Below are 26,960 nucleotides of genomic sequence, written 5' to 3' on the forward strand. Positions count from 1 at the left end.
CTGATCCAGCCGGATCCAGCCCGGATCCACCATCGATGCGAGGGACAGACCCACACCGTGTTCGCCACACTCTCCGACCGCCTTGCCGACACCTTCAAGAACCTGCGTGGCAAGGGACGGCTCTCCGAGGCCGACATCGACGCCACCGCGCGCGAGATCCGCATCGCGCTGCTCGAGGCCGACGTCGCGCTGCCGGTCGTCAAGGAGTTCGTCGGGGCGGTGAAGGAGCGGGCCCGCTCCGAGGAGGTCAGCGGCGCGCTCAACCCGGCGCAGCAGATCATCAAGATCGTCCACGAGGAGCTCGTCGAGATCCTCGGTGGTGAGACCCGCCGCCTGCGCTACGCCAAGTCCGGGCCGACCGTGATCATGCTGGCCGGCCTCCAGGGTGCCGGCAAGACGACGCTCGCGGCCAAGCTCGCGCTGTGGCTGAAGGGTCAGGACCGGACCCCGATGCTGGTGGCGGCCGACCTCCAGCGCCCCAACGCCGTGCAGCAGCTGCAGGTCAACGGTGAGCGCGTCGGCGTGCCCGTCTTCGCCCCAGAGCCCGGCAACGCCCAGGGAATCGAGCACGGTGGCGACCCGGTGGACGTGGCGCGCAGGTCGATCGAGGAGGCCAGGCGCAAGCTCCACGACGTCGTCATCATCGACACCGCCGGCCGCCTCGGCGTCGACGAGACCCTGATGCAGCAGGCCGCCGACATCCGCGACGCCGTGCAGCCCGACGAGGTGCTCTTCGTCGTCGACGCGATGATCGGCCAGGACGCGGTCACGACCGCGCAGGCGTTCCTCGACGGCGTCGGCTACGACGGCGTGGTGCTCACCAAGCTCGACGGCGACGCCCGCGGTGGTGCCGCCCTGTCGATCCGCTCGATCACCGGCAAGCCGGTCATGTTCGCCTCCAGCGGCGAGAAGATGACCGACTTCGACCTCTTCCACCCCGACCGCATGGCCTCGCGCATCCTCGACATGGGCGACATGCTCACCCTGATCGAGCAGGCGGAGAAGGCCTTCGACTCCGAGCAGTCGCTGAAGGCGGCCGAGAAGCTCGCCACCAAGGGCGGCTTCACCCTGGAGGACTTCCTCCAGCAGATGATGCAGATCCGCAAGCTCGGCTCGATGACCAAGATCATGGGGATGCTCCCCGGCATGGGTCAGTTTCGCGACCAGCTCGAGAACTTCGACGAGCGCGAGATCGACCGGATCCAGGCCATCATCCAGTCGATGACGCCGGCCGAGCGCGACAACCCCAAGATCATCGACGGGTCGCGCCGCGCCCGCATCGCCGCCGGCTCCGGCCGTCAGGTCTCCGACGTCAACCAGCTCGTCGACCGCTTCTTCGAGGCGCGCAAGATGATGGAGCAGATGGCCCGCGGAGGCGGGGTGCCGGGCATGCCCGGGATGCCGGGGATGCCGGGCCTGGGCGGCGGCAAGCGGTCCGGCGCCAAGCAGCAGGCGAAGGGCAAGAAGGGCAAGAAGCGCGTCTCCGGCAACCCCGCCAAGGCCGCCCAGCAGAAGGCCGCCGGCAAGGCCGCGGCAGCCGAGAAGGCCGCCAACCCCTTCGGCAACCCCGACGGCACGGCGGTCGACTACGAGAAGGCCGCCGAGCAGCTCAACCTGCCCAAGGACTTCTCGCAGTTCCTGAAGTGACCGTCCTCGTCGTCGACGGCGCCAACGTCGTCGGCTCCGTGCCCGACGGCTGGTGGAAGGACCGCGCCGGGGCTGCGCGCCGGCTCCACGAGCGGCTGCTGGTCGCCGACACGGCGTACGACGAGATCGTCCTGGTGCTCGAGGGCGGCGCCAAGGCCGGCGTACGCGCGGGGCAGGACGGGCACGTACGCACCGTGCACGCGCCGCGTGACGGCGACGCGGAGATCCGCGAGCAGGCCCGCCGCGCCGGCGAGGCCGGCGCCCGGGTAACCGTGGTGACCGCCGACCGCGCGCTCGCTGCCAACGTGGCGCCGGCGCAGGTGCTCAGTCCCGCGTGGCTGCTCGACCGGTTGTGAGCACGTGGGAACCGGCCGAGCAGGCCACGCGGGCCAGGCTCACTTCTTCTTGACGTCCTCGCACGAGAAGTCGGACAGCACCAGCCTCCCGGGAAGCGTGGTGGTGGCGGAGACCAGCGTGCCGGTCGACGACACGTAGAAGTGCTGCACGTTCTGGTTGACGGCGGAGGGTGCCACGTTCCACACCGTGCCGTCCGAGAACGTCGCGTTGAGCGTGCCCGGAGCGGCTCCGCCCGTCTGGTTGTTCACGAAGTGCCACACGCCCATGGCGTCACCGCACGACTGTCCGTTGGCGTTGCTCAGCTCGGCGGCAATCGCGGGCGAGCTCACCATCACCAAGGCAGCCGTCGCGCCCATCACCCAGTACTTCCTGCTCCTCATGCTGCGCTCCTCACTCGGGATCCCGTACGGCGACCTGCCGCACGCAACCGTCCCCCCGGCGGTGACCTCCCACTGTCCGCCGGCAGGCCGGCGATCGGTGGGCGCCGACCCCCAGATCGCCAATTCGGGGGACGGTCGCGTGGTCAGCCGGGCTCGGGACCCACGTCCGACACGAGGGCCGAGCGCATGCCGCCGGCGTCGGTGGCCAGCGTGAAGTCCACCCACGTCCGGTTGTTGTCGGTGGTCTCCTCGCGGAACACGCCCTGCTCGTCGGCCACGGCATAGATGCGGTAGTCGCCGTCGGCGAGGCCGTCGACGGGGATGCTCTGGCCCGGGAGGTTCCAGTGGTAGTAGTCCACCCAGCCCCGGCTGAGACCCATCACGAGGCGGTTGGAGTCCTCGCTGCCGCACCCCTCGCGCTCGTAGACCGCCTCGTCCGGGCCCAGGTCGAGCCCCGAGTGCTCGAAGTCGTAGATGCAGAAGCCGACCTTGTGGTCGGTACGCGGCTCCCCGGACTCCTCGCCCTGCTCGTCGAGGGCGTACAGGTGGTAGGTCACGTAGCGCTCGACGTGCCAGTGCTCGTGACCGTCGCCGCCCCAGACCGGCTGCGCCGCGCTGGGAGCGTGGCTGGCTCCGCCGTCGGCGTGCTCGATGTCCTGGGTCACGGTCCACTCGCCGCCGAGGTTCTTCTCCGCCGTGGCGTGGAAGTCCCCGGAGCCGACGTTGACCAAGGCCGAGCTGAACTCGACCGACCAGCTGTCGCCGACCTTCTTGGTGTGGATGTCCTCCGGCGGCGCGGGGGCGAAGTCGGGCAGCCGCTCCGCGCCCGCAGGCTCCTCGGACCAGCGCGCGTCGGCGTCGCCGCCGCAGCCGGACACGACCGCCACCGCCACCGCAGCAGCGCAGACCCGTCCTCCGCGGACCCAGCCACGTGCCTTCCCCATCCGACGATGCTGGCAAGGCTCCGGCCCGACGGCCTCGCGGATCCGGCCACGTACCCCATTTGTGGGAGCCGGCAGACGCCGCGACCGACGGTCGGGGTGGTCGATCCCCACTAGGGTCGGGGCATGAGTGCCCAGCGCTTCCGTGGCCCGGTCCTGCCCGACGGTGAGGCACGCGACCTCTACGTCGTCGACGGCCGGATCACCTACGAGCCGCAGCCCGGCGCCGACACTGCCGCCGAGGGCTGGATCGTGCCCGGGCTGGTCGACGCGCACTGCCACCTGGGACTCGACGACTTCGGCCCCACCGACGCCGAGGCCACCGAGCAGCAGGCGATCGACGACCGCGACGGGGGAGCGCTGCTGATCCGCGACGCCGGGTCGGCGGCCGACACCCGGTGGATCCACGACCGCGACGACCTGCCCCGGCTGATCAGGTGCGGGCGCCACATCGCGGCCACGAAGCGCTACATCCGCAACTACGCCCACGAGGTCGAGCCCGCCGAGCTGGCGGCGTACGCCGCGCAGGAGGCCCGCAACGGCGACGGCTGGATCAAGCTGGTGGGCGACTGGATCTCACGCGACGAGGGCGACCTCGCGCCGTCCTTCCCCGCCGAGGCGTTCCGTGACGCGATCGACGCCGCCCACGCCGAGGGCGCCAAGGTGACCGCGCACTGCTTCGGCCACGGTGTGCTCCCGGGGCTGATCGAGGCCGGCATCGACTGCATCGAGCACGGCACCGGACTCACCGAGGACCTCATCGACGCGATGGTCGCCCACGGCACCCGGCTCGTCCCGACCGTGATGCAGCTCGACAAGTTCCCGGAGCACGCGGCGGCCGGGCAGGAGAGGTTCCCCGCCTACGCGCAGACCATGACCGACCTCTACGCCCGGATGCCGGCCACGATCATGGCGGCGTACGAGGCGGGCGTGCCGATCTACGCCGGCTCGGACGGGGGCGGCATCAGCCGCCACGGCAACATCGCCGGCGAGGTCGAGGCGCTGGTGCGGATCGGGATCCCCGCCCACGACGCCCTCGGCGCGGCGAGCTGGCGGGCCCGCGAGTGGCTCGGCGTCGACGGGCTCACCGAGGGGGCGTCGGCCGACTTCGTGGTCTACGACCGCAACCCGGTGGAGGACCTGTCCGTGCTGCGTACGCCCACGACCGTCGTGCTGCGCGGGGTCGCCCGGGGTCGATGAGCCGGGGCCCGGGCCGAAACCGGGTTGAGCCGGCACGGCCCCGCACGGTGGGATGGCACCCATGACCACCGCCTCCGACCTGTTCCCGCCACTGGGGCTCACCGTCGAGGCAGGACCTGTGGTGCTGCGCGGGATCACCGACGAGATCCTCCCCGAGCTGTGCGACCTGGCCGTCCGTGGGATCCACGAGCCCGGCGAGATGCCGTTCTACTTCCCGTGGACAGACGTCCCCGCGGAGCAGCTGGCGCGCAACACCGCGGCGTACCACTGGCGCTCGCGCGCCGAGTTCAGCCGCGAGGGGTGGGGGCTGCACCTGGCGGTCTTCCACGAGGGTGAGCTCGTCGGCACCCAGGGGTTCGAGACGTCGGACTACCTCGTCACGCGCACCGGGGAGACCGGGTCGTGGCTGGGTCGCCGGTTCCAGGGGCGCGGCATCGGCACCGCGATGCGGCAGGTGGTGTGCGCGCTCGCCTTCGACCACCTCGAAGCGGCCGCGATCACCTCGGGCGCGTTCGTGGACAACCCTGCATCCCTGGCGGTCTCCCGCAAGCTCGGCTACCAACCCAACGGCCTGCGTCGGCTCAAGCGCCGCGAGGGCGAGCTCGCGCTCAACCAGGCGCTGCTGCTGACGCCTGAGACCTTCGTCCGAGGCCCGCACCGGCTCCGGGTGTCGGGGCTCGCCGCGTTCCGGGCGTTCATCGGCCTCGACGCCGTCGGGTAGCGCGGGAGAAACTCGCTCCGACGGGTCAACCGCCCGGGAGCGTCGCGGCTGTGTCCTGTCATGGAGGCATCGATGCGATCGCTCGAGCAGCAGGAGTACGACTGGTACTTCCGCGCCTGCTTCGCGCCGGTCTCGCGCACGGTGTTCCTGATCGTGCACGACCGGATGCTGGCCGAGGACGTCACGCAGGAGGCGCTCTACCAGATGCTGCGCCACTCGCGGACGGTGTCGACGTACGAGCGCCCCGAGGCCTGGGTGCGTCGCGTGGCGATCCGGATGGCGGTCCGCGAGGCGCAGCGCGCGGCCGCGCGGCCCGCCAAGGAACGCCTGGCCCAGCCCGTTCCCCACCACGAGCTCCCCGACCCCGATGTCGCCCGCGCCGTCGCCGTGCTCGCGCCCATGCAGCGGGCCGTGGTGGTGTTGTTCTACTGGGAGGACCGACCTGTGCACGAGATCGCCGAGCTGCTCGGGGTCTCGGACTCGACCGTGAAGCAGCACCTGCACAGGGCGCGGCACCGGCTCGCGGCCGTGCTCGGCGAGGAGGAGGTCGACGATGTCCGTCGATGACCGCCTGCGCGCGGGCCTCGCCGCCAACGCCGCCACCGTCCGTCCTGCGGAGGAGCTGCGCCTCGACGCCGTACGCCGCCGGCACCGCCGCCGTCATGCCCTGGTCGCCGGAGCGCTCGTCGTCGTCCTGCTGGTGGGTGGCGGTGCGGCCCTCGGCTGGCTGCTCAGTGGTCAGGGGTCGACAGGGGGTCGTGGCGTGGACCCGGCCGACGCGCCGACGACGCTCTCTTCGCCTTCCCATCCGGTCATACCGGCTTCCAACTGGCGCAAGGTGGTCACCCGTGACGAGCTGGTCGCGGCCGGGGAGGATCCGGCCTCCCTGCGCGAGCACCTGGGGTCTGCCGAGCAGATGCCCGTCCTTCTCGCACTCTCGCAGGACGTCTTCAGCCAGAGCGCTCGCTACGCGGGAGGCTGGAGCGGGGGCGACGCGGGTCGGGTGTCGTACGACGACGAGGGCAGGCTGGTGCTCACGAGCAGCAGCACCGGGTGCTTCCGGTGCGTGTTCACGCTGGACTGGCGGCTCGAGGCGGGGGAGCTGCACCTCAGCGACGCCACCGGCGCGCTGGATCCTGTCGACCGGGTGATGTATCTCGGGACCTGGCGATCCGCCGACGGGTGAGGTCAACCGGCGAGGCGTCTGGCGACTGTCACAAGACATCCACCACGTGAGAAGGGAGCCCACCATGACCTCACGCTCGCTCGCGATCCGCGTCGCCACGCTCGCCGTGCTCGTCCTCGCCCCGGGTGCCTGGCCGGCATCGGTCACGCACGCCGACCCGCCGGAGGAGATCGACCAGTCGTCGCTCGTCCCGACGACCCTCGACTCGTCCTTCGCGCCGTTCACCTGCCGCGCCCGACCGACCGGTCCGGTCTGCACGGGGGAGCGCCACCTCGACACGGGGTGGCAGCCGGTCGACTTCCCCTGTGACGCGCAGCTGCACAACAGGTACGTCTCGCACCGCCACCAGACCCGGTACTACGACCACGAGCTCCTCAACTACGACCGTGACTTCCGCAGCCGCGACGTCGACTACTTCAGCACCGAGCCAGGTGGGCCGGCGACCGCCACCATCACCTCGCTCGTCGGGTTCGCGGAGCCGTTCGCAGTTCCGGGCGACGACTCGACCGTCACGATCATCACCACCGGCACGATCTGGGACATCCGCCCCGTGGACGGCCCAGCGATCGTGCGGGTGGTCGGGACCGTGGTCGAGCCGCCCGGAGTGGTCGGCACCTTCAGCGGCCAGGTCACGCGCGAGGGCGTCACGACCCACCACGAGGACGAGCCGCTGGACGAGATCATGCCCGAGGAGTACTTCCTCGAGACCGTGTGCCGGGCCGCGACGGGCGGATGACGCGGCCGGATTGGTGGGTGCAGCGACCCTCTGGCAGAATCAGTCCTCGTGTCCTGCGCGCCCGGACCCTCTCATCCGGACGACGTAGCGCCCTTCGAGTGACCAGCACCGGTGACCCCACCTGGGAACGGTCCCTCACCCACGACAATTTCTGAGGAGACACCACAAACGTGGCCGTCAAGATTCGTTTGAAGCGCCTGGGCAAGATCCGGGTGCCGCAGTACCGCATCGTCGTCGTCGACTCGCGCAAGAAGCGCGACGGCAAGGTCCTCGAGGAGATCGGCAAGTACCACCCGAAGGAGGACCCGTCCTACATCGACGTCGTCTCCGACCGGGCCCAGTACTGGCTCGGCGTGGGCGCCCAGCCCTCCGAGGCCGTCGAGGCGATCCTCAAGGTGACCGGTGACTGGCAGAAGTTCAAGGGCCTGCCGGGCGAGGAGGGCACCCTGAAGGTCAAGGAGCCCAAGCGCTCCAAGCTCGACATCTTCAACGAGGCCCTCAAGGAGGTGTCCGCCGAGTCGAAGGGCTCCGCGACCACCGCCAGGAAGAAGTCCGAGAAGAAGACCGAGGAGCCCGCTTCCGAGGCCCCCGCTTCCGAGGCCCCCGCTTCCGAGACTCCCGCCGAGGTTCCTGCCTCCGAGACCCCTGAGGGCGCTGCCGACGCCGCGGAGGCCACCGAGACGGTGACCGCCGAGGACGCCGGCAAGAGCGAGGCGTGAGCGACGTGCTGGCCGAGGCTCTCGAGCACCTGGTGCGTGGCATCGTCGACCACCCCGACGACGTCATCGTCCGCGACAAGCAGCTCCGTCGTGGCTCGATCCTCGAGGTCCGGGTCCACCCCGACGACCTCGGCAAGGTGATCGGCCGCAACGGCCGCACCGCGACCGCCTTCCGCACCGTCGTCTCGGCCCTCGCAGGCCGCGGCGGTGCGCGGGTCGACTTCGTCGACACCGACCGGCGGCGCTGACACAGCACCTCACACTGACCCGGCAGAGATCCTCTGCCGGGTCAGTGGCATTCTCGAGACGGGCCCTGGCGGCTGAGTCGCTGGGAGACTCAGGCGGCAGTCCCTCTACGCTGACGCTGTGAGTCCCCAGGAACCCGGCGACATCGAGGTCGTGGTCGGCCGCATCGGCAAGCCCCACGGCATCCGCGGCGAGGTCACCCTCGACGTACGCACCGACGAGCCCGACCGGCGCTTCGCCCCCGGCACGACGCTGCGCGCCGCGGCCCCCGCCGGCGCCGACCGCCGCCCCTCGGCGCTCACCGTCGCCCGTGCCCGCTGGCACCAGAGCACCCTGCTCGTCACCTTCGAGGAGCTCGCCGACCGCAACGCCGCCGAGGCGGCGCGCGGCACCGTCCTGTACGCCACGATCGGTCACGACGAGTCGCCCGACGACCCCGACGAGTACTACGACCACCAGCTCGTGGGCCTCGACGTCGTCGACCTCGACGGCACCGCGCTGGGCACCGTGAAGGCGCTCGTCCACGGCTCGGCGCAGGACCTGCTGACCGTACGGACCCCCGACGGCCGCGACGCCCTGGTGCCGTTCGTCACCGCGCTGGTGCCCGAGGTCGACCTCGTCGCCGGCCGGGTCGTGGTGGCCGACCGCCCGGGACTGGTCTCGCCCTTCCCCGACGAGCAGGGGCCGGACGACGAGGGGTCCGGCGCGTGAGGATCGACGTCGTCACGATCTTCCCCGACTACCTCGCCCCGCTGGAGCTGAGCCTGCCCGGCAAGGCGCGCGACAAGGGCCTGCTCGACGTCGCGGTCCACGACCTGCGGCAGTGGACGACCGACCGGCACCACACGGTCGACGACACGCCCTACGGCGGCGGCGCGGGCATGGTGATGAAGCCCGAGCCCTGGGGCCGGGCGCTCGACGCGGTCGCGCAGGGCGCCACGATCATCTTCACCACCCCGAGCGGCGAGCCGTTCACCCAGGCCCTCGCCGAGGAGCTCAGCGGGCACGAGCACCTCGTCTTCGCGTGCGGTCGCTACGAGGGCATCGACCAGCGGGTCATCGAGCACGCCGCGACCGTCGGGACGGTCCGCGAGATCAGCCTCGGGGACTACGTCCTCAACGGCGGCGAGGTCGCCGCGCTCGCGATCACCGAGGCGGTCGTACGCCTCCTGCCCGGCTTCATGGGCAACGCCGACTCGCTGGTGGAGGAGTCGCACGCCGACGGGCTCCTGGAGTACCCCGTCTACACCAAGCCGGCGTCCTGGCAGGGCCGCGACGTCCCCGACGTGCTGCTGTCCGGCGACCACGCCCGGATCGCGGCCTGGCGGCGCGAGCAGGCCGCCCGGCGCACCGCCGAGCGACGCCCTGACCTGCTGCCGCCGACAGCGACGGTCGGCGCCCTCGCCGACCTCGACGTACGTCCCGCCGTCCCCGCCGACGCCGGCGAGCTCTACACCCTGCAGCGGGCCTGCTGGCTCCAGGAGCTGGAGGCCAACCCCGGGGTCGAGATCCCGGCGCTGCGCGAGTCGCTCGACGACGTGCGCCGCGGGTTGGGGGAGTGGACGGTGATGGTCGCCCGCGAGCCGTCCTCCGGGCGCCTGGTCGGAGCCGTACGGGGGCGGGTGGACACGCACGTCGACCCTGCCGGGGAGTGGGACATCGGCCGGGTGATGGTCGCCCCCGACCTCCAGGGCCGCGGCCTCGGGCGCGCGCTGCTGGAGCTGGTCGAGGGCCTCGCCCCCGCCGACGTCGAGACGTACGTGCTGTTCACGGGCGCGGGCTCGGCCGACAACCTGCGGATGTACAAGAAGGCCGGCTTCCGGCTGCGCTCCGACCGGGCGGCTCCCGCGGGCGCGGTCGTGCTCACCAAGAAGGTGCGCGGCCGGATTTCACGCTGACCCCGCACTCTGGCAGACTTCACCCTTGGTCTGCTCGAGGCCAGGGTCGCCCGGAGGCATCGCAGGATGCACCGCACCGGGGATCCGCCGAACCGCACCTGCCACAGGGGGCGCGTCGGCCGGCCGGACCGGGCACCAACCGATTCCACCACCAGAATCCGCGGCTGACCTGTGGCACTCGCGAGGAGCAACGTCATGACCAACGTCATCGCCGACCTCGGCACCGCCATCAAGCGTGACGACGTCCCGGACTTCCGCGCCGGCGACACCGTCAAGGTCCACGTCAAGGTCATCGAGGGCAGCCGCTCTCGTGTCCAGGTGTTCCAGGGCGTCGTGATCCGCGTCCACGGATCCGGCATCGGCCGCACCTTCACCGTCCGCAAGGTCTCCTTCGGCGTCGGCGTCGAGCGGACCTTCCCGGTCAACTCCCCGATCTTCGAGAAGATCGAGATCGTGACCCGCGGTGACGTGCGCCGCGCCAAGCTCTACTACCTGCGCAACCTGCGCGGCAAGGCTGCCAAGATCAAGGAGCGCCGCGAGGCGTGATCCTCGGACCGCGCCCCGCGGGGCGTGGCTCCGACCAGGGACTGGTTAGTCTCTGCGAGTGACTTCTGATGACCGCGGTTCCACGTCTGTCTCGATGGACGAGGAACCGCGGTCGTCGCATGCAGGGGAGCCGGTGGGGGACGACGTGGTGAGCGGTGACGGCGAGCACAGGACGCGCCGCGGCAAGCGCAAGCAGCTGCCGCTGTGGCAGGAGACGATCCTCCTGCTGGGGGTCGCCCTCGTGCTGGCGGTGGTCATCAAGACCTTCTTCGTCCAGGCCTTCTACATCCCGTCGGAGTCGATGGAGCCCGGCCTGATCCTCAACGACCGGATCCTCATCGAGAAGGTCTCCTACTGGGGCGACGAGGCACCCGGGCGCGGCGACGTGGTGGTCTTCAAGGACCCGGGCGGCTGGCTGCCGCCGATGGACTCCGCGGGGCCGACCAACCCGGTCGCCAAGGTGATGGCCAAGATCGGCCTCTACCCGACCGGCGGGCACCTGGTGAAGCGCGTCATCGGCGTCGCGGGCGACACGATCGAGTGCTGCGACGACCGGGGCCGCCTCATCGTCAACGGGCAGCCGCTCGTCGAGGGCGCCTACGTCAAGCGTGGCGGCGCGGCCTGCAACGGCCCGATGCCGACCAACAGCGCGTGCGACGAGAAGTGGTCGGTCGGACCGATCCCCGACGGCCACATCTTCGTGATGGGCGACAACCGCTCCCGCTCGGCCGACTCCTCGCAGAAGATGTGCCAGTCCGACGAGACCGAGTGCGTTCCCGGCGACGAGTTCGTCCCGGTCGACCTGGTCGTCGGCAAGGTCTTCGTCCTCCTCTGGCCCGCCGACCGCTTCCGCTGGGACACCCGTCCGGCCACGTTCGAGGACGTGCCGGACCCGGCACCGTGACCTCCCCGTCACACCTGCCGCCGCAGCCCCTGCCCGGCGGCGTGACCGTACGCCGCGACGCCGGGATCTACGGCTACGAGCGCGCCCTGCGCCGGGCCGGGCTCGAGCCGGTCGCGGGCGTCGACGAGGCCGGTCGCGGGGCGTGCGCGGGCCCGCTGGTCGCCGGAGCGGTCGTGCTGCCGCCCGGCAAGGCCGGGATCGTGCCGGGGCTCGCGGACAGCAAGCTGCTGACCGAGGCCGCGCGCGAGCGGGTCTACGCCCAGGTCGTGCGCCGCGCCGTGGCGTGGTCCGTCGTGGTCATCGACAACGAGGAGTGCGACCGGCTCGGCATGCACGTCGCCAACGTGGAGGCGCTCCGCCGGGCGGTCGCCCGGCTCTCGACGCGCCCGGCGTACGTCCTCACCGACGGGTTCCCCGTCGACGGGCTCGGCGTGCCCGGCCTCGCGGTCTGGAAGGGCGACCGGGTCGCAGCGTGCATCGCCGCCGCCTCCGTCATCGCCAAGGTGACCCGCGACCGGCTCATGGTCGGCATGCACGACGACTGGCCGGCGTACGACTTCGCGACCCACAAGGGCTACATCACCGCCGAGCACGAGGCCGCGCTCGCCGAGCACGGACCCTCGCCGGTCCACCGGATGCGGTTCGTCAACGTACGCCGCGCGGCGGGTCTCGAGCCGATGCCGGCGCTGGGGCTGGAGGCGGCCACTAGTGTCGGGGAGGACCAGCCGGCACCGGGGGGCGACACCGTGGAGGAGGACGCATGAGCGCCGAGGATCTCGAGAAGTACGAGACCGAGATGGAGCTCACCCTCTATCGCGAGTACCGCGACGTCGTCGGCATCTTCAAGTACGTCGTGGAGACCGACCGCCGCTTCTACCTCTGCAACCAGGTCGACGTGAAGGCCCGCTCGGAGAGCGGGGACGTGTTCTTCGAGGTGTCGATGAGCGACGCGTGGGTGTGGGACATGTACCGGCCTGCGCGCTTCGCCAAGAACGTGAAGGTGCTGACCTTCAAGGACGTCAACGTCGAGGAGCTCGCGGCCCAGGAGATCGACCCGCCGAAGGACTGACGAGGCTCGTGTGATCCGGGGGCGGCTCGGCGCCCGGTCGGGGACTCCCCGCTCGAGCGGGGAGTCCGCCACTTCGCGGCCCGTGCAACCCCCACGAAGTGTCGGACCACCCCTCGAGGTCGTGCCGTCCGACGGCGGTGACCAGCCGTACGCCGGCGCGCGCCGAGGGCCGCGAACCGTCCACAGGCGGCTTCCCGCAGCCGTTCTCCACAGCCGGCGCACCGCGCAGCGCGCCACGGTCGGTGCGTCGCGGTGTGCTGGTCCCTTCCCGATCCGTTCGACCCGGAAGGCCCCCACGATGGCCCGAACCGCTGCCGCCTCCCCCTTCGCCCGCGACCCCGCCGCCGAGCGCAAGCGTCTGCTCGGCCAGCGCGGGGAGGCCATCGCCGCCCGACACCTGACCGGTCTCGGCATGGAGGTGATCGACCGCAACTGGCGCTGCGACGCCGGCGAGATCGACCTCGTGCTGCGTGACGGCCGGGTGCTGGTCGTCTGCGAGGTGAAGACCCGCACCTCGACCGCCTACGGCGCGCCGCTCGAGGCCATCGACCAGCGCAAGCTCGACCGGCTGCGGCGGCTTGCCGCCCGGTGGCTGCGGGTCCACGACTGCCACCCCGACGACGTCCGCATCGACATGGTCGGGGTCCTGGCGCCCCCGGGGATGCCGGTCGAGATCGAGCACGTCGAGGGGGCCGGCTGATGGCCTTCGCGACGGCCCGCTCCCTGGCCCTCAAGGGAGCCGACGGGCACGTGATCGACGTGCAGGTCGACGTCTCGCCCGGGGTCGTCGGCACGACACTGGTGGGCCGCGTCGACAAGAGCCTCTCCGAGGCCCGCGACCGGGTGCGGATGGCCATCAACAACGACTGCGGGCGCTGGCCGGCGACCAAGCGGGTCACGGTGCTGCTCTCGCCGGCCGATCTCCCCAAGGGTGGCACCCACTACGACCTGGCGATCGCCGTCGCGGTGCTGGCGGCGGACACGTCCTGCAGGGACCTCACCCCCGACCTGCTCGACGGCTGGGCGTTCGTGGGGGAGCTGTCGGTCTCCGGCGGACTGCGCCCGGTCCCGGGCGTGCTCCCGATGGTGATCGCGGCAGCGGCCCACGGGCTGACGCGCGTGTTCGTGCCGGAGCCGCAGGCGGCCGAGGCGTCCCTGGTGCCGGGCATGACGGTGTTCGGGGTCAGGTCCCTCGCGCAGGTGTCGGCCGTGCTCCGTGGGGCCGAGGTGCCCGAGGCCTCGCCGGTGGTCGCGCCGTCCGCGAGCCCCCTGGCGACGTGGCGCGGCGAGGACCGCCTCGCCGGCGTCGACCTCAGCGACGTCGACGGCCTCGAGGACGTGCGCTACGCCGTCGAGGTGGCTGCCGCCGGCGGGCACCCGCTGATGCTGGTCGGTCCACGCGGCTCCGGGAAGACCTCGATCGCCGAGCGGATCCCCACGATCCTGCCCGACCTGACGACCGAGCAGTCCCTGGAGGTGACCGCGCTGCACTCGGTCGCCGGCACGCTCCCCGACGGGTCCGGTCTGCTGCGGCGCCCGCCGTGGTACGCACCGCACCACTCCGCCACCGGCGCCAGCGTGCTCGGCGGCGGTACGGGCCGGGTGCGGCCGGGCCAGGTGAGCCTCGCCCATCACGGGGTGCTCTTCCTCGACGAGTTCCCGCACTTCCGCGCCGACGTCGTGGAGGCCATGCGGCAGCCGATGGAGTCCGGCGAGGTGACCATCGCGCGCGGCGAGGAGTCCGCGACCTACCCGGCCCGCTCGCTGGTCGTGCTGGCCGCCAACTCCTGCCCCTGTGGCCGGTACCACGGACTGTCGGGCAGCGCGTGCGAGTGCAGCCCCGTCCAGCGCCAGCACTACCTGCGCAAGCTCAGCGGTCCGATCGTCGACCGGGTCGACATCTGGATGGAGGTCCGCCCGCAGCCACGGATGTCACAGGCCCCCTACGCGCCGGCCAGGGAGTCGTCCGCCGACGTACGAGCCCGGGTGTCCGCGGCCCGGGAGCGCCAGGCCGCCCGCTACCGCGGCTGCGACTGGATGCTCAACGCGGCCGCTCCCGGACCCGTGCTCGACCAGCGGTGGCCGCTCACGCCCGACGCGCAGCATCTCGTGGACGGCGAGCTCGCGGACGGCCGGCTCACCCGGCGTGGCCTCACCCGGGTCCAGCGACTTGCCTGGACGGTCGCCGACTGCGCCGGCGTGCCCCGCCCCGGGGAGGAGGAGGCGCGGGTGGCCCTGGCCCTGCGCTCCAGCGATCCGGCCCGGAGCCTGCCCGCGGAGGCGGTCGCGGTGGCTGCCTCGTGAGCGGGCTGCGGAGCGTCGGGGACTCCGGCGCCGATGTGGGCGGTGGGACGGCGGCCGAGGCCGACCGGCTCGCACGGGTCGTGCTGAGTGTCGGCGTCGAGCCGGGCGACATCACCACCTCGCGGCTGGTTCGCGACCTCGGTGCGCAGCGGGCGCTGGCCGAGCAGCTGGTGCCCAAGCCGGGCAGCGGCCTCGCGGAGAGGCTGGCCGGGGTCGACCCCGTTCGCCAGCTCGAGCAGGCCGGGCGGCGTGGCATCCGGTTCCTGGTGCCGGGAGACCGCGAGTGGCCACCCGGGCTCGACGACCTCGACCAGGTCGACCAGCTCGACCACCGGTGCCGGACCTCAGGGGACAGCGCGGAGGGGGAGCCGGTGACCTTCGGCGGGTCCCCGCCGGGCATCTGGGTGCGTGGTCCGATGCCGCTGACCGAGCTGGCCGGCTCGGTCGCGGTGGTCGGCTCGAGGGACGCCTCGGTCTACGGCATCGAAACCGCGCGAGCGATCTCCCACCATGTCGCCCTGTCCGGCGTGCCCGTGGTCTCGGGCGGCGCGCTCGGCATCGACTTCGCCGCCCACGACGCCGCGCTGCGAGCCGGCGGGGCCACGGTCGCGGTGCTCGCCTGCGGTGTCGACCGGGTCTACCCGGAGAAGAATCGTCCGCTGCTGGCCCACCTCGCAGCCGAGTACGCCGTGGTGTCGGAGCAGCCGCCGGGATCAGGTCCGACGCAGCTGCGCTTCCTGGCGCGCAACCGCCTGATCGCGGCGCTCACGCGTGGGACGGTGCTCGTCGAGGCGGCACTGCGCAGCGGTGCCCTCAACACCGTCGGGTGGGCCGAGCAGATGAGCCGGGCGGTGATGGGCGTTCCGGGTCCGGTGACGAGCTACACCTCGGCGGGCGTGCACCAGTGCCTGCGGCGTGGCGGCGCCACCCTCGTGACCCACGGCTCCGAGGTGCTCGAGGTCGTCGGCGGGTCGGGGGAGCACCTGGTCGAGGTGCCACGCGGGCCGGAGCGGCCCCGTGACCGGCTCAGTGCGGTCGATCGGCGGGTGCTCGAGCAGGTGCCGCCCGCGTCGCCCATGGCGGTGGACGCCATCGCAAGCCAGAGCCTGCTCCACGTCCGCGACGCGATGGGCGCGCTCAGTCGTCTCGAGGCCAGGGGGTTCGTCGACCGGGTCGACGGGGGCTGGCGACTCGCAGGTGCGGGATGAGGGGCGCCGGGACACCTACGATGCGGGAGTGAGCGACAGCGAGGCCGAGCCCGGCGCCGAGGCCCTCCCAGAGGGGCTGGTCCGGCTGCTGGGCGACTACGAGCGTCACCTCGTCTCCGAGCGCGACCTCGCCCCCCATACCGTCCGCGCCTACCTCGGCGACATCGCCGGTCTGCTCGACCACTGCGTACGCCTGGGCGTCGACGACGTCGCCGATCTCGACCTGCGCACGCTGCGCAGCTGGCTGGCGAAGCTGCAGACCACCGGCCGCAGCCGTACGACGATCGCGCGCCGCGCCACGGCCGCGCGGGTCTTCACCGCGTGGCTGCACCGCACCGGCCGCGTGCCCACGGACCCGGGCGCGGCACTCGGCTCGCCGAAGAAGCACAAGACCCTGCCACCGGTCCTGCGCGCGGACGAGGCCGAGGCGCTGATCCGTTCGGCGGCGGCCCGTGCCGACGACGGAACCGCCGTCGGTGTCCGCGACGTCGCGATGCTCGAGCTGCTCTACGCGACCGGCATCCGCGTCGGCGAGCTGGTCGGCCTCGACATCGATGACGTCGACGCCGAGCGTCGTGTCGTACGCGTCTTCGGCAAGGGCCGCAAGGAGCGATCGGTGCCCTACGGTGTCCCGGCCGGCCGCGCGGTCGACCGCTGGCTGACGACCGGACGGCCGTCGCTGCGCGTGGAGGGCTCGGGCGCGGCGCTCTTCCTCGGCGTCCGTGGTCGGCGCATCGACCAGCGAGCCGTCCGCGACCTGGTCCACCGGCGGATCGCCGACGTACCCGGAGCGCCCGACATCGGACCGCACGGTCTGCGGCACACGGCCGCGACCCACCTGCTCGAGGGTGGGGCCGACCTCCGATCGGTGCAGGAGCTGCTCGGCCACGCATCGCTGGCCACGACGCAGCTCTACACCCACGTCACCACCGACCGGTTGCGCCGGGCCTACCAGCAGGCCCACCCGCGCGCCTGACGCCCGGCCTCCAGCTCGGGGCGGGGCGCCCGGGCCGAGCGTCAGACGTACCCGCACCCATACGTGCCGGTCGGTATGACGCTGGGGGGCGCCCGGGCCGAGCGTCAGACGAACCCGCACTCATACGTGCCGGTCGGTATGACGCTGCGGGCGCCCGGGCCGAGCGTCAGACGTACCCGCACTCATACGTGCCGGTCGGTATGACGCTGCGGGCCCCGGACCGAGCGTCAGACGAACCCGCACCCATACGTGCCGGTCGGTATGACGCTGCGGGGCGGCGGGGCTCCCGCCGCGAGCCCGCCGACCTCAGACCAGCCAGTCGACCGGGCGGCGCCAGACGTCGAGCGGCGGAGCCCACGGAAGCCTGACCGTGACCGGCTCGTCGCGCCACAGCGGCAGCAGCCGCACCGGACCGCCGCCGACGAGGGTGAGCGGGTCGAGGTACTCCTCGTCCGCACCCCGGCCCGCGATCAGGCCCCAGTGCAGGCACGAGGCGGGGAAGCAGTGGCTGTCGGTGAGGACGAGCCGCCCGATCACCTCGCCCGCTGCGACGGCCTGGCCGCGCTCCACGGTGGCCGCGACCGGCTCGTAGGTCGTACGCCGGCCCCCGTGCAGCACCGTCACGACGGGCTTGCCGCCGATCGACCCCGCGAAGCCGACGGTCCCCGGCAGGGCGGCGCGCACCGCCTGCCCCGGTGCCCCGGCCAGGTCGGCACCGCGGTGCCCGGCGGCGTACGGGTGCGGGGGCGGCTCGAAGCCCCGGACGACCTCGGGCTCGGGATCCAGCGGCCAGACGCCTGCCGGGCCCTCCGACGCCGACGCGGCGGGCGAGGTCCAGGGCAGGACGAGGGTCGTCAGCGCGACGGCGGGGAGGGTGCTCAGGAGGGCGGTCAGGAGGGCGCGCATCGGCCGATCGTCGCGGGATCCGGCACCGCCTCGCGGCGCGCGCCGCCCCTGCCTGTGGACGAAGAGCCGGCGCGGCGGGCTGTGGACGGTCCGTGGCTGCCGGATGCACGCTCGGGCTGGGCGGTGACGAGGCCCCACACGGATTCGCCGATGCGGGAAAAGAAGGCCTACGATGTGCGGAGCAGTCCACCCGGACTGACTTCGCACGCTCGCTGACCGCGTCGGAATGCATCCCTGGTTCCGGACCGCCCGTGGGCGTCGGTCCTCAGTTCCGCCAGCTCCACGCTGCGGATCGGACCGGCGCGCGAGCGTCAGGGCACCCGGCACCCGCCGGGCGCAGCAACTGAAAACCAACAGGAGTCCGCTCCCGGTCCGCACCTGCCGCAAGGTCGGGCACATCGGTGAGCGCCTCCGCTACAACAGGAGAACCCATGGCAGTCGTCACCATGCGCCAGCTGCTCGAGAGCGGCGTCCACTTCGGTCACCAGACCCGTCGCTGGAACCCCAAGATGAAGCGCTTCATCATGACCGAGCGCAACGGCATCTACATCATCGACCTGCAGCAGTCGCTCGCCTACATCGACCGCTCCTACGCCTTCGTCAAGGAGACGGTCGCCAGGGGCGGCGTCATCATGTTCGTCGGCACCAAGAAGCAGGCCCAGGAGGCCATCGCCGAGCAGGCGACGCGCGTCGGGATGCCCTACGTCAACCAGCGCTGGCTCGGCGGCATGCTCACCAACTTCCAGACCGTGCACCAGCGGATCAACCGCCTCAAGGAGCTCGACGAGGTCGACTTCGACAACGTCGCGGGCTCCGGTCGCACCAAGAAGGAGCTCCTGCAGATGAAGCGGGAGCGCGACAAGCTCGACAAGACCCTCGGCGGCATCCGCGAGATGTCCAAGGTCCCCTCCGCGGTGTGGATCGTCGACACCAACAAGGAGCACCTGGCGGTCGAGGAGGCGCGCAAGCTGCGCATCCCGATCATCGGCATCCTCGACTCCAACTGCGACCCCGACCTCGTCGACTTCCCGATCCCGGGCAACGACGACGCCATCCGCGCGGTCGGCCTGCTGACCCGCGTGGTCGCCGACGCCGTCGCCGAGGGCCTCATCGCCCGCTCGGGTGCCAAGGCCGGCGACGCCGACGAGACCGTCGGTGCCGAGGAGCCCCTGGCCGAGTGGGAGCGCGAGCTCCTCGAGGGCGACGCCGAGAAGACGGCCGCGGCCGCCACCGGCGACGCCACCGCCGAGACCCCGGCCTCCGAGGCCACCGGTGCTGCTGCCGAGGCCCCGCAGGCCGAGGCCGCCGCCGAGGCTGCGACCGACGCCCCGGCCGAGGCCGCTGCCGCCGACGACGCCGAGACGGCTGTCGAGGCTCCCGCCGAGACCGAGGCTCCCGCCGAGGACGCTGCTGCCGAGGCGCCCGCCGCCGAGGCCGAGGCCGACAAGAAGGACTGAGCAGGTCACGCCGGCCGCGGGCTCCTGCCCGCGGCCGGCGACCCGCGTCGTCCCACCGCGCCGGCTCGCGGAGCCGGACGTAGAACTCCCTCTGGATCGAAGGAAGAAGGACCATGGCCAACTTCACCGCTGCCGACGTCAAGAAGCTCCGTGAGCTGACCCAGGCCGGGATGATGGACTGCAAGAAGGCGCTGACCGAGACGGACGGCGACTTCGACAAGGCCGTCGAGCTGCTCCGCGTCAAGGGTGCCGCCAAGGCTGCCGCCCGCGGCGCCGAGCGCGAGACCGCCGCCGGCCTCGTCGCCACTGCCGGCAACGCGCTGGTCGAGCTCAAGAGCGAGACCGACTTCGTCGCCAAGAACGAGGACTTCATCGCCAAGGCGCAGCAGATCGCCGAGGTCGCCAACGAGGTCAAGGCCGCCGACACCGCGGCCCTCAAGGCCGCCGAGCTCGACGGCAAGACCGTCGGCGAGGTCGTCGAGGACCTGGCCATCACCATCGGCGAGAAGATCGAGCTGGGCGAGGTCGCCTACTTCGAGGGCAACACCGTCACCTACATGCACAAGCGTGCCGCCGACCTTCCCCCCGCCGTGGGCGTGCTGGTCGAGTTCGAGGGTGACGAGACCGCCGCCCGTGGCGCCGCGATGCAGATCGCCGCGATGAAGGCCCAGTACCTCACCCGCGACGAGGTCCCCGCCGACGTCGTCGAGTCCGAGCGCTCCATCGCCGAGCAGAAGACCCGCGAGGAGGGCAAGCCCGAGCAGGCGATCGCCAAGATCGTCGAGGGTCGCCTCGGTGGCTTCTTCAAGGAGATCGTCCTGCTCGAGCAGGAGTCGGTCACCGAGTCCAAGAAGTCGGTCAAGGCCGTCCTGGACGAGGCCGGCACCACTGTGACGCGGTTCGCCCGCTTCGAGGTCGGCGCCTGACGCCACGCTCCACCTGATCACCGACGAGGGGTCGTACGCCACGGCGTACGGCCCCTCCGTCGTCGGGGGTCGCGTCCGGGTTCGACCCCCGGGGCTGCTGGCCGGTAGGTTTCGGATGACCCACCCAGGCGCGCGAAGGGAAGCACGTGGCGTACAAGCGAGTCCTCCTCAAACTCTCCGGTGAAGTGTTCGGCGGAGGCGAGGTGGGATTGGACCTCGACGTCATCAACGCCTTGGCCTCCGAGGTGGCCGAGGTCGCCAAGTCGGGCGTGCAGATCGCCATCGTCGTGGGCGGCGGCAACTTCTTCCGCGGCGCCGAGCTCCAGCAGCGCGGCATGGAGCGTGCCCGCGCCGACTACATGGGGATGCTCGGCACGGTGATGAACTGCCTCGCGCTGCAGGACCTCATCGAGAAGCACGGCGTCGAGACCCGCGTGCAGACCGCCATCACGATGGGCCAGGTCGCCGAGCCCTACATCCCGCGCCGCGCGATCCGGCACATGGAGAAGGGCCGCGTCGTGATCTTCGGCGCAGGTGCCGGCATGCCGTTCTTCTCCACCGACACCGTCGCCGCCCAGCGCGCGCTCGAGACGCGTTGCGAGGTGATCCTGATGGGCAAGCAGGGCGTGGACGGCGTCTACGACTCCGACCCCAAGCAGAACCCCGACGCGGTCAAGTTCGACCGGCTGACCTACGACGAGTACCTCGCCCGCGACCTCAAGGTCGCCGACGCGACGGGCATCGCGATGGCACGCGACAACAAGATGGACATGGTCTTCTTCAACCTCTCCACGCCGGGCACCATCGTGCGCGCCGTGCGGGGTGAGAAGATTGGCACGCTGGTCAGCAGCTCGGCCTGACCGGGCCCGGCGACCACCCTTCACCGCGCCCGCACCACGGACGTACGACGAGAGAGAGCAACCGTGATCAACGACGTCATGAACGATGCCGACGCCAAGATGGGCAAGTCCGTCGAGGCGACCCGCGAGGAGTTCGCCGCGATCCGCGCCGGTCGCGCCAACCCGGCCATGTTCGCCAAGATCACGGCCGACTACTACGGCACCCAGACGCCCCTGCAGCAGCTGGCCAGCTTCACCTCCCAGGACGCGCGCACGATCCTGATCCAGCCGTTCGACGTCGGTGCGATGACCGCGATCGAGAAGGCCATCCGCGACTCCGACCTCGGCGTGAACCCCGCCAACGACGGCAGGGTGCTGCGCTGCGTCTTCCCCGAGCTGACGGAGGAGCGCCGCAAGGAGTTCATCAAGCTCGCCAAGGCGAAGGCCGAGGACGGACGCGTGTCGGTACGCAACGTGCGCCGCACGGCCAAGCAGGCCCTCGAGAAGCTCGAGAAGGACGGCGAGGTCGGCAAGGACGACGTCACCGGCGCGGAGAAGCGCCTGGACGCCCTCACCAAGACCCACACCGACAAGATCGACGAGCTGGTCAAGCACAAGGAAGCCGAGCTGCTCGAGGTCTGAGCACCCCCCTTCGATGAGCACACCCGAACCTCCGGCGCCGCCGGCTCCCGAGCCCGGAGCGACGAACCAGGCGCCCAAGGACCACGGCCGCGCCGGCCGCGACCTGCGCGCCGCCGTCACCTCCGCGGTGCTCCTGGTCGCGGCGATCCTGCTGTCGCTGCTGTTCTGGAAGCCCGCCTTCATGGGCATCGTCGCCGTCGCGGTGGTGGTGGCGGTCTGGGAGCTGCAGAAGGGGTTGTCGGCCAAGGGGATCGACATCCCCGAGCAGCCGCTGATGCTCGGCGGCGTGGTGATGGTGGTCGTCGCCTACGTGTGGGGTGCGCCGGCGCTGGTGACCGCCACCGCCGTCACGGCGCTGGTGATCATGCTGTGGCTCCTGCGACGAGGCGTCGACGGCTACGTCAAGAACGCGACCGCCTCGGTCTTCACCCTGGTCTACGTCCCGTTCCTCGCCTCCTTCGTCGCGCTGCTGCTGGGGGAGGGCGGCAAGGCGCCGGTCCTCGGGCTCAACCTCGACGACCCCGGCATGCGCGGCGTGGTCACGTTCATCGCCATCACGGTGGCCTCCGACACCGGTGGCTACGTCGCCGGTGTCCTGTTCGGCAAGCACCCGATGGCCCGGGTGATCTCGCCGAAGAAGTCGTGGGAGGGCTTCGTCGGCTCCCTGGTCGCCACGATCGCAGTGGGCGTCTGGCTGGTCACGGCGTTCCTGGGCGGCGACTGGTGGGTCGGGGTCCTGCTCGGGGTGATCGCCGCGGTGATGGCCACCCTGGGCGACCTGTGCGAGTCCGTCATCAAGCGCGACCTCGGCATCAAGGACATGAGCCAGGTCATCCCCGGCCACGGCGGCCTGATGGACCGACTCGACTCGCTGCTGGCGACGGTCGCGCCGATCTGGCTGGTCCTCTACTACCTCGTCTTCTGAGGCAGCCCCAGATGCGCTTGCTGGTCACGGGCGGCCGGACGGGATACCTCGGCCGGCACGTCGTACGCGCTGCCGCGGGCCACGACGTGGTGGCGGTGGGCTCCGCGGACGCCGACGTACGCGACCCCGCAGCCGTCGACGCGCTCGTCGACCGGCACCGCCCGGACGCGGTCGTGCACACCGCCTACGTCCAGTCCGACCCCGACGTCACGGGAGCCGGCGCTGTCCACGTCGCGCAGGCCGCCGCCCGCGTCGGGGCGCGCCTGGTGCTGGTCTCCTCCGACGTCGTGTTCGGCGGCTCCGACCAGCCCTACGACGAGTCGGCGGTGCCCGACCCCGTGTCGGCCTACGGCGAGGCCAAGGTGCTGGCCGAGTCGGCTGCGCTCGCGTCCGGTGCAGACGTCGTGGTGGCGCGGACCTCGCTCCTCCTGGGCGACGGGGAGTCGAAGCACGAGGCGCTGTTCCGTGAGCTGGCCCGCGGCGCGGACGGCGCGCTCTTCCAGGACGAGCGACGCTGCCCGGTCCACGTCGCCGACCTGGCGGCGGCCCTGGTGGAGCTCGCGGGCAACGACGTGCGCGGGGTGCTGCACGTCGGCGGAGCGGACCCGGTGAGCCGCCTCGAGCTCGGCCGGCTGGTCGCCCGGCGCGACGGCCTGGACCCCGGCGTCCTGCGCGCGGGTCGACGGTCCGACCTCGCCGACCCCGGCCCCATCGACGTACGCCTCGACTCGTCCCTCGCCTCGCGGCTGCTCGCGACCCGGCTGCGCGGGGCGCGGGAGTTCCTGGCGGGGTGACGACGGGGTGACGGCACGATGACCCTGCACCTGGTCCGGCACGGACGTCCCCTCGTCACGCCCGGTGTCCCCGCCGCCGAGTGGGCCCTCGACCCGGCGGCGTACGACGGCGTGTGGGCGCTGCGGGACTCGGGACGGCTGCCCGCGCGAGCAGCGTGGCTCACCTCGCCCGAGCCGAAGGCGGTGCAGACGGCCCAGCTCCTCACCGACGGCGAGGTGGGCGTCCTGGCCGACCTCCGCGAGCACCAGCGCACGGGGGAGTGGGTCGAGGACTTCGCCGGAGCCGTGCGCCGAGCCTTCGACCACCCGGACCGCCCCGCAGTCGACGGGTGGGAGCCCCTGGACGACTGCCGCAGACGGGTGACCACCGCCGTACGCCGGGTGCTGGAGGTGCACGCCGGCGCGGACGTCGTGCTCGTCGGGCACGGCACGGCCTGGACGCTGGTGGCGGCCGACCTGACGGGGAAGCCGCCCGACCTCGAGCGCTGGGAGTCGCTGGCGATGCCGGACGTCATCCGCGTCGACCCGTGACCGGCACCACCCGGCCGGATGCCCCGGTCACCGCGTGCCCCGCGTCGTCGGGCGCCGTCGACCACCTAGGCTGACGGCGTGGAGACGCACGAGGCCCAGCAGGGCGAGCTGCCGCAGGACCGGCACTTCGAGTGGTGGCACCACAGCCACCCCACCTTCGCCGGCATCACCGGCTTCTTCGCCGGGATGCTCTACGTCACGGCCGTGCCGGGCGCCTTCGCCGGCATCCTGCGGCTCCTCTTCACCTACGAGACCGCCGAGAAGCTCTTCCCCTTCGTGCTGCTCGCCCTCGTGGTGCCGATCGCGATGCTGGTCAAGCGCAAGACCCGGCGCTTCGCCCAGTTCATGTTCGTCGGGATGGTCGTCACGACCCTCGTGGTGCTGGGAGTGGCCTCGCTGGTGCTCTACTTCATGGTCGACGCCTGACGCCCTCGCCTGCTCGCTGAATCGACCCGGTGCCCGCCGGGGTGGGAGGATCGGGGCGATGTCCGACTCCACTCAGCAGCCGATCACGACCCTGCCCCTCGTCTTCGACGAGCCGCGCGGCCGCAAGAAGCCGCCTCCGCACCTCGCCGACCTCGACGAGGCGGGCCGCAAGGCACGCCTGGAGGAGATGGGACTGCCGGGCTTCCGTGCCAAGCAGCTCTCGAACCACTACTTCTCCCGCCTCGTCGACGACCCGGCCGAGATGACGGACCTGCCGGCCGGTCAGCGCGACGAGCTCGTGTCCGCGCTGCTGCCGCACCTCATGACGCCGCTGCGCACGATGGAGGCCGACAAGGGCACCACCCGCAAGACGCTGTGGAAGCTCTTCGACGGCGCGCTCGTCGAGTCGGTGCTGATGCGCTATCCCGACCGCGCCACGATCTGCGTCTCGAGCCAGGCCGGCTGCGGCATGGCGTGCCCGTTCTGCGCCACCGGGATGGGCGGGCTGCAGCGCAACATGTCGACCTCCGAGATCGTCGAGCAGGTCGTCGCCGGCGCCCGCTCGCTGGCCCGCGGCGAGGTCCCCGGTGGTCCCGGCCGCGTGTCCAACGTGGTGTTCATGGGCATGGGTGAGCCCCTCGCCAACTACAAGGCGGTCATCGGGGCCGTACGCCGCCTCACCGACCCCTCGCCGGCCGGCCTCGGGATGAGCGCCCGCGGGGTCACCGTCTCCACCGTCGGCCTCGTGCCGCGGATCAACCAGCTCGCCGACGAGGGCATCCCGGTCACGCTCGCGCTGAGCCTGCACGCGCCCGACGACGAGCTGCGCAACGAGCTGGTCCCGATCAACACGCGCTTCTCGGTCGCCGAGACCGTCGAGGCCGCCTGGAACTACGCGGCGAAGACCAAGCGCCGGGTCTCCATCGAGTACGCCATGATGCGCGGCATCAACGACCAGGCGCACCGCGCCGACCTGCTCGGCGACGTGCTCAACTCGTACGGCGACTGGGGCTGGGTCCACGTGAACCTCATCCCGCTCAACCCGATCGAGGGCTCGAAGTGGACCGCCTCTGACCCGGCCGACGAGCGCGAGTTCGTCCGGCGCCTCGAGGCCAAGGGCATCCCGACGACGGTCCGCGACACCCGCGGCCGGGAGATCGACGGCGCCTGCGGGCAGCTCGCCGCCAAGGAGTAGCCCGGGTCGCGGCGCCGGGGCGTCGAAGACCGTTCACGTGACCTTCGCACGGACCGGGGCTTCCGTTGCGGGTCGCTTCCTAGCGTCCGTGGCATGGACCTGCTCGAGAGGCGGCGTCGCAGCCGCACCACCCCGTCCCGGCTCCGTGTCCTCGTGGTCACCGAGTCCTTCCTGCCCCAGGTCAACGGCGTCACCAACTCGGTCCGGCGGGTGCTGGAGCACCTGGCGGCGGAGGGCCACGAGGCCGAGCTGGTCGCCCCGACGGGCCCCGGGACGTACGCCGGGTTCCCGGTCACGCACGCGCGCGGGGCGAGCCTGCCGTTCTACGCCGACTTCCGGATCGGTCTGGAGACCCGTCGCCGCCTGCGCGCGACGATGGAACGGTTCCGTCCCGACGTCGTGCACATCGCCTCGCCGGCCACGCTCGGCTACCAGGCCGCCAAGGCGGCACGGCCCCTCGGCGTCCCCACCGTGGCGATCTACCAGACCGACCTCGTCGGGTTCGCCGACCGCTACGGCGTGCCCGGCGGCGCCCGGGCGATGGAGTCGCTCACCCGCCGGATCCACCTCGGTGTCGACCGGACGCTGGCCCCGTCGACGGCCAGCATCGCCCAGCTCGCCCGGCTCGGCATCGACGACGTCGCCCGCTGGCCGCGCGGGGTGGACCAGGTGCTCTTCGAGCCGGCGAAGCGGGACGAGGCGCTGCACGCCGAGCTGGCACCGCACGGCGAGGCGCTCGTCGGGTACGTAGGGCGGCTGGCCCCCGAGAAGGAGCTCGAGCTCCTCGCCCACGTCGACCGGCTCCCGGGCGTACGGCTGGTGCTGGTCGGGGGCGGACCGGAGGAGGCCCGCCTGCGGGCGCTGCTCCCGGACGCGGCGTTCCTCGGGGTCCTGCACGGCGACGAGCTCGCCCGCGCGTACGCCACGCTCGACGTCTTCGTCCACACCGGTCGCCACGAGACCTACTGCCAGTCCGCCCAGGAGGCCCTGGCCAGCGGCGTCCCGGTGGTCGCGCCGCGGGCGGGCGGACCGATCGACGTCGTCGACGACACCGTCGCGGGCTACCTCTACGAGCCGGGCGACGGCGACGAGCTGGCGGCGCACGTCGACCGGCTGGTGACGCAGCCGGTGCTGCGGCGCCGGATGGCTGCCGCCGCCCGGCTCAGCGTGCGTGACCGCACCTGGCGGGCCGTCAACGACCTGCTGGTGAGCCACTACCGCGACGTGAGCGCCCCTGCCGGCACGCGACGCCGCGCAGGCTGAGCCCTCGCGGCCGCGGGG

32 protein-coding genes are annotated in these 26,960 nt (G+C 72.1%); 29 read left to right on the forward strand and 3 right to left on the reverse strand.

What is annotated here, in order from left to right:
* Positions 1-57: 57 nt before the first annotated feature.
* Together ffh and IEZ24_RS14705 are read left to right on the forward strand one after the other, a co-directional pair.
* Positions 58-1,647 (forward strand): signal recognition particle protein, encoded by a 1,590-nt coding sequence (gene ffh, locus IEZ24_RS14700; RefSeq protein ID WP_129454727.1) that lies wholly within the window; start codon positions 58-60, stop codon positions 1,645-1,647.
* Complete coding sequence (locus IEZ24_RS14705; protein ID WP_129454728.1) at positions 1,644-2,003, forward strand: hypothetical protein; 360 nt, start codon at positions 1,644-1,646, stop codon at positions 2,001-2,003. Before ffh ends, IEZ24_RS14705 begins: the two co-directional genes overlap by 4 nt.
* A 39-nt stretch (positions 2,004-2,042) precedes the next feature.
* On the opposite strand, the gene IEZ24_RS14710 is transcribed toward IEZ24_RS14705, so the two are convergent.
* Both IEZ24_RS14710 and IEZ24_RS14715 read right to left on the reverse strand, forming a co-directional pair.
* Complete coding sequence (locus tag IEZ24_RS14710; protein ID WP_129454729.1) at positions 2,043-2,384, reverse strand: hypothetical protein; 342 nt, start codon at positions 2,382-2,384, stop codon at positions 2,043-2,045.
* 143 nt (positions 2,385-2,527) lie between these two features.
* The gene (locus tag IEZ24_RS14715) at positions 2,528-3,328 is read right to left on the reverse strand and encodes a hypothetical protein (protein WP_129454730.1); all 801 of its coding nucleotides are present in this window, start codon (positions 3,326-3,328) and stop codon (positions 2,528-2,530) included.
* 123 nt (positions 3,329-3,451) lie between these two features.
* On the opposite strand from IEZ24_RS14715, the gene IEZ24_RS14720 reads away from it, so the two are divergent.
* From IEZ24_RS14720 to IEZ24_RS14800, 17 genes are all read left to right on the forward strand, one after another.
* Positions 3,452-4,525 carry an amidohydrolase family protein gene (locus IEZ24_RS14720; RefSeq protein WP_129454731.1) on the forward strand — a complete coding sequence of 358 codons (1,074 nt, stop codon included), beginning with the start codon at positions 3,452-3,454 and terminating at the stop codon, positions 4,523-4,525.
* A gap of 61 nt (positions 4,526-4,586) precedes the next feature.
* Positions 4,587-5,246, forward strand: coding sequence for a GNAT family N-acetyltransferase (locus IEZ24_RS14725; RefSeq protein ID WP_129454732.1), 660 nt, complete (start codon positions 4,587-4,589; stop codon positions 5,244-5,246).
* Between the two features lie 72 nt (positions 5,247-5,318).
* Entirely contained in the window at positions 5,319-5,813 is a 495-nt protein-coding gene (locus IEZ24_RS14730; protein ID WP_165356054.1) for an RNA polymerase sigma factor, read from the forward strand.
* A complete protein-coding gene (locus IEZ24_RS14735) occupies positions 5,800-6,432 on the forward strand; it encodes a hypothetical protein (protein WP_129454734.1) in 633 nt (210 codons plus the stop codon). The genes IEZ24_RS14730 and IEZ24_RS14735 overlap by 14 nt, the downstream gene beginning before the upstream one ends.
* 64 nt (positions 6,433-6,496) lie before the next feature.
* Positions 6,497-7,168: a hypothetical protein gene (locus tag IEZ24_RS14740; protein WP_129454735.1), complete on the forward strand. Its 672-nt coding sequence runs from the start codon at positions 6,497-6,499 to the stop codon at positions 7,166-7,168.
* 170 nt (positions 7,169-7,338) lie between these two features.
* Complete coding sequence (gene rpsP / locus IEZ24_RS14745) at positions 7,339-7,887, forward strand: 30S ribosomal protein S16 (protein ID WP_129454736.1); 549 nt, start codon at positions 7,339-7,341, stop codon at positions 7,885-7,887.
* 5 nt (positions 7,888-7,892) lie between these two features.
* Positions 7,893-8,135, forward strand: a complete 243-nt coding sequence (locus tag IEZ24_RS14750) for an RNA-binding protein (RefSeq protein ID WP_129454827.1) — start codon at positions 7,893-7,895, stop codon at positions 8,133-8,135.
* 118 nt (positions 8,136-8,253) lie between these two features.
* A complete protein-coding gene (gene rimM / locus IEZ24_RS14755; protein WP_242498441.1) occupies positions 8,254-8,844 on the forward strand; it encodes a ribosome maturation factor RimM in 591 nt (196 codons plus the stop codon).
* Positions 8,841-10,031 (forward strand): tRNA (guanosine(37)-N1)-methyltransferase TrmD, encoded by a 1,191-nt coding sequence (trmD, locus tag IEZ24_RS22400; protein ID WP_129454737.1) that lies wholly within the window; start codon positions 8,841-8,843, stop codon positions 10,029-10,031. The genes rimM and trmD overlap by 4 nt, the downstream gene beginning before the upstream one ends.
* A 195-nt stretch (positions 10,032-10,226) precedes the next feature.
* Positions 10,227-10,577, forward strand: a complete 351-nt coding sequence (gene rplS, locus IEZ24_RS14765; RefSeq protein ID WP_129454738.1) for a 50S ribosomal protein L19 — start codon at positions 10,227-10,229, stop codon at positions 10,575-10,577.
* A gap of 133 nt (positions 10,578-10,710) precedes the next feature.
* On the forward strand, positions 10,711-11,481 hold the full coding sequence (gene lepB / locus IEZ24_RS14770; RefSeq protein WP_242498442.1) for a signal peptidase I: 771 nt from the start codon (positions 10,711-10,713) through the stop codon (positions 11,479-11,481).
* Between the two features lie 41 nt (positions 11,482-11,522).
* Positions 11,523-12,245, forward strand: coding sequence for a ribonuclease HII (locus IEZ24_RS14775; RefSeq protein ID WP_191192869.1), 723 nt, complete (start codon positions 11,523-11,525; stop codon positions 12,243-12,245).
* Positions 12,242-12,550: a DUF2469 domain-containing protein gene (locus IEZ24_RS14780; protein ID WP_129454740.1), complete on the forward strand. Its 309-nt coding sequence runs from the start codon at positions 12,242-12,244 to the stop codon at positions 12,548-12,550. The genes IEZ24_RS14775 and IEZ24_RS14780 overlap by 4 nt, the downstream gene beginning before the upstream one ends.
* Before the next feature lie 298 nt (positions 12,551-12,848).
* Positions 12,849-13,250, forward strand: coding sequence for a YraN family protein (locus IEZ24_RS14785; RefSeq protein ID WP_129454741.1), 402 nt, complete (start codon positions 12,849-12,851; stop codon positions 13,248-13,250).
* Positions 13,250-14,854: a YifB family Mg chelatase-like AAA ATPase gene (locus IEZ24_RS14790; protein WP_129454742.1), complete on the forward strand. Its 1,605-nt coding sequence runs from the start codon at positions 13,250-13,252 to the stop codon at positions 14,852-14,854. The genes IEZ24_RS14785 and IEZ24_RS14790 overlap by 1 nt, the downstream gene beginning before the upstream one ends.
* Positions 14,851-16,062, forward strand: a complete 1,212-nt coding sequence (gene dprA, locus IEZ24_RS14795; RefSeq protein WP_242498443.1) for a DNA-processing protein DprA — start codon at positions 14,851-14,853, stop codon at positions 16,060-16,062. The genes IEZ24_RS14790 and dprA overlap by 4 nt, the downstream gene beginning before the upstream one ends.
* Before the next feature lie 28 nt (positions 16,063-16,090).
* The gene (locus tag IEZ24_RS14800; protein ID WP_129454743.1) at positions 16,091-17,038 is read left to right on the forward strand and encodes a tyrosine recombinase XerC; all 948 of its coding nucleotides are present in this window, start codon (positions 16,091-16,093) and stop codon (positions 17,036-17,038) included.
* Between the two features lie 306 nt (positions 17,039-17,344).
* Here the strand turns inward: IEZ24_RS14800 and IEZ24_RS14805 are convergent, their stop codons facing one another.
* The gene (locus IEZ24_RS14805) at positions 17,345-17,944 is read right to left on the reverse strand and encodes a M23 family metallopeptidase (RefSeq protein ID WP_129454744.1); all 600 of its coding nucleotides are present in this window, start codon (positions 17,942-17,944) and stop codon (positions 17,345-17,347) included.
* Between the two features lie 431 nt (positions 17,945-18,375).
* Between IEZ24_RS14805 and rpsB the strand changes: the two genes are divergently transcribed.
* From rpsB to IEZ24_RS14855, 10 genes are all read left to right on the forward strand, one after another.
* The gene (gene rpsB / locus IEZ24_RS14810) at positions 18,376-19,401 is read left to right on the forward strand and encodes a 30S ribosomal protein S2 (protein ID WP_129454745.1); all 1,026 of its coding nucleotides are present in this window, start codon (positions 18,376-18,378) and stop codon (positions 19,399-19,401) included.
* A gap of 113 nt (positions 19,402-19,514) precedes the next feature.
* The gene (gene tsf / locus IEZ24_RS14815; protein WP_129454746.1) at positions 19,515-20,327 is read left to right on the forward strand and encodes a translation elongation factor Ts; all 813 of its coding nucleotides are present in this window, start codon (positions 19,515-19,517) and stop codon (positions 20,325-20,327) included.
* Positions 20,328-20,473: 146 nt separating this feature from the next.
* Positions 20,474-21,187, forward strand: a complete 714-nt coding sequence (pyrH, locus tag IEZ24_RS14820; protein WP_129454747.1) for a UMP kinase — start codon at positions 20,474-20,476, stop codon at positions 21,185-21,187.
* 66 nt (positions 21,188-21,253) lie between these two features.
* Complete coding sequence (gene frr / locus IEZ24_RS14825; RefSeq protein ID WP_207206778.1) at positions 21,254-21,808, forward strand: ribosome recycling factor; 555 nt, start codon at positions 21,254-21,256, stop codon at positions 21,806-21,808.
* Between the two features lie 13 nt (positions 21,809-21,821).
* Positions 21,822-22,733 (forward strand): phosphatidate cytidylyltransferase, encoded by a 912-nt coding sequence (locus IEZ24_RS14830; protein WP_129454749.1) that lies wholly within the window; start codon positions 21,822-21,824, stop codon positions 22,731-22,733.
* Between the two features lie 11 nt (positions 22,734-22,744).
* Positions 22,745-23,527: an SDR family oxidoreductase gene (locus IEZ24_RS14835; RefSeq protein WP_129454750.1), complete on the forward strand. Its 783-nt coding sequence runs from the start codon at positions 22,745-22,747 to the stop codon at positions 23,525-23,527.
* Positions 23,528-23,545: 18 nt separating this feature from the next.
* Positions 23,546-24,058 (forward strand): histidine phosphatase family protein, encoded by a 513-nt coding sequence (locus IEZ24_RS14840; protein WP_129454751.1) that lies wholly within the window; start codon positions 23,546-23,548, stop codon positions 24,056-24,058.
* Between the two features lie 78 nt (positions 24,059-24,136).
* Entirely contained in the window at positions 24,137-24,484 is a 348-nt protein-coding gene (locus tag IEZ24_RS14845; RefSeq protein WP_242498444.1) for a hypothetical protein, read from the forward strand.
* A gap of 58 nt (positions 24,485-24,542) precedes the next feature.
* Positions 24,543-25,679, forward strand: coding sequence for a 23S rRNA (adenine(2503)-C(2))-methyltransferase RlmN (gene rlmN, locus IEZ24_RS14850; RefSeq protein ID WP_129454752.1), 1,137 nt, complete (start codon positions 24,543-24,545; stop codon positions 25,677-25,679).
* A gap of 93 nt (positions 25,680-25,772) precedes the next feature.
* On the forward strand, positions 25,773-26,942 hold the full coding sequence (locus IEZ24_RS14855) for a glycosyltransferase family 4 protein (protein WP_129454753.1): 1,170 nt from the start codon (positions 25,773-25,775) through the stop codon (positions 26,940-26,942).
* The last annotated feature ends 18 nt before the right edge of the window (positions 26,943-26,960 follow it).

The organism is Nocardioides ganghwensis (assembly GCF_014779655.1).
GTDB classification, from domain to species: Bacteria; Actinomycetota; Actinomycetes; order Propionibacteriales; family Nocardioidaceae; genus Nocardioides; species Nocardioides ganghwensis.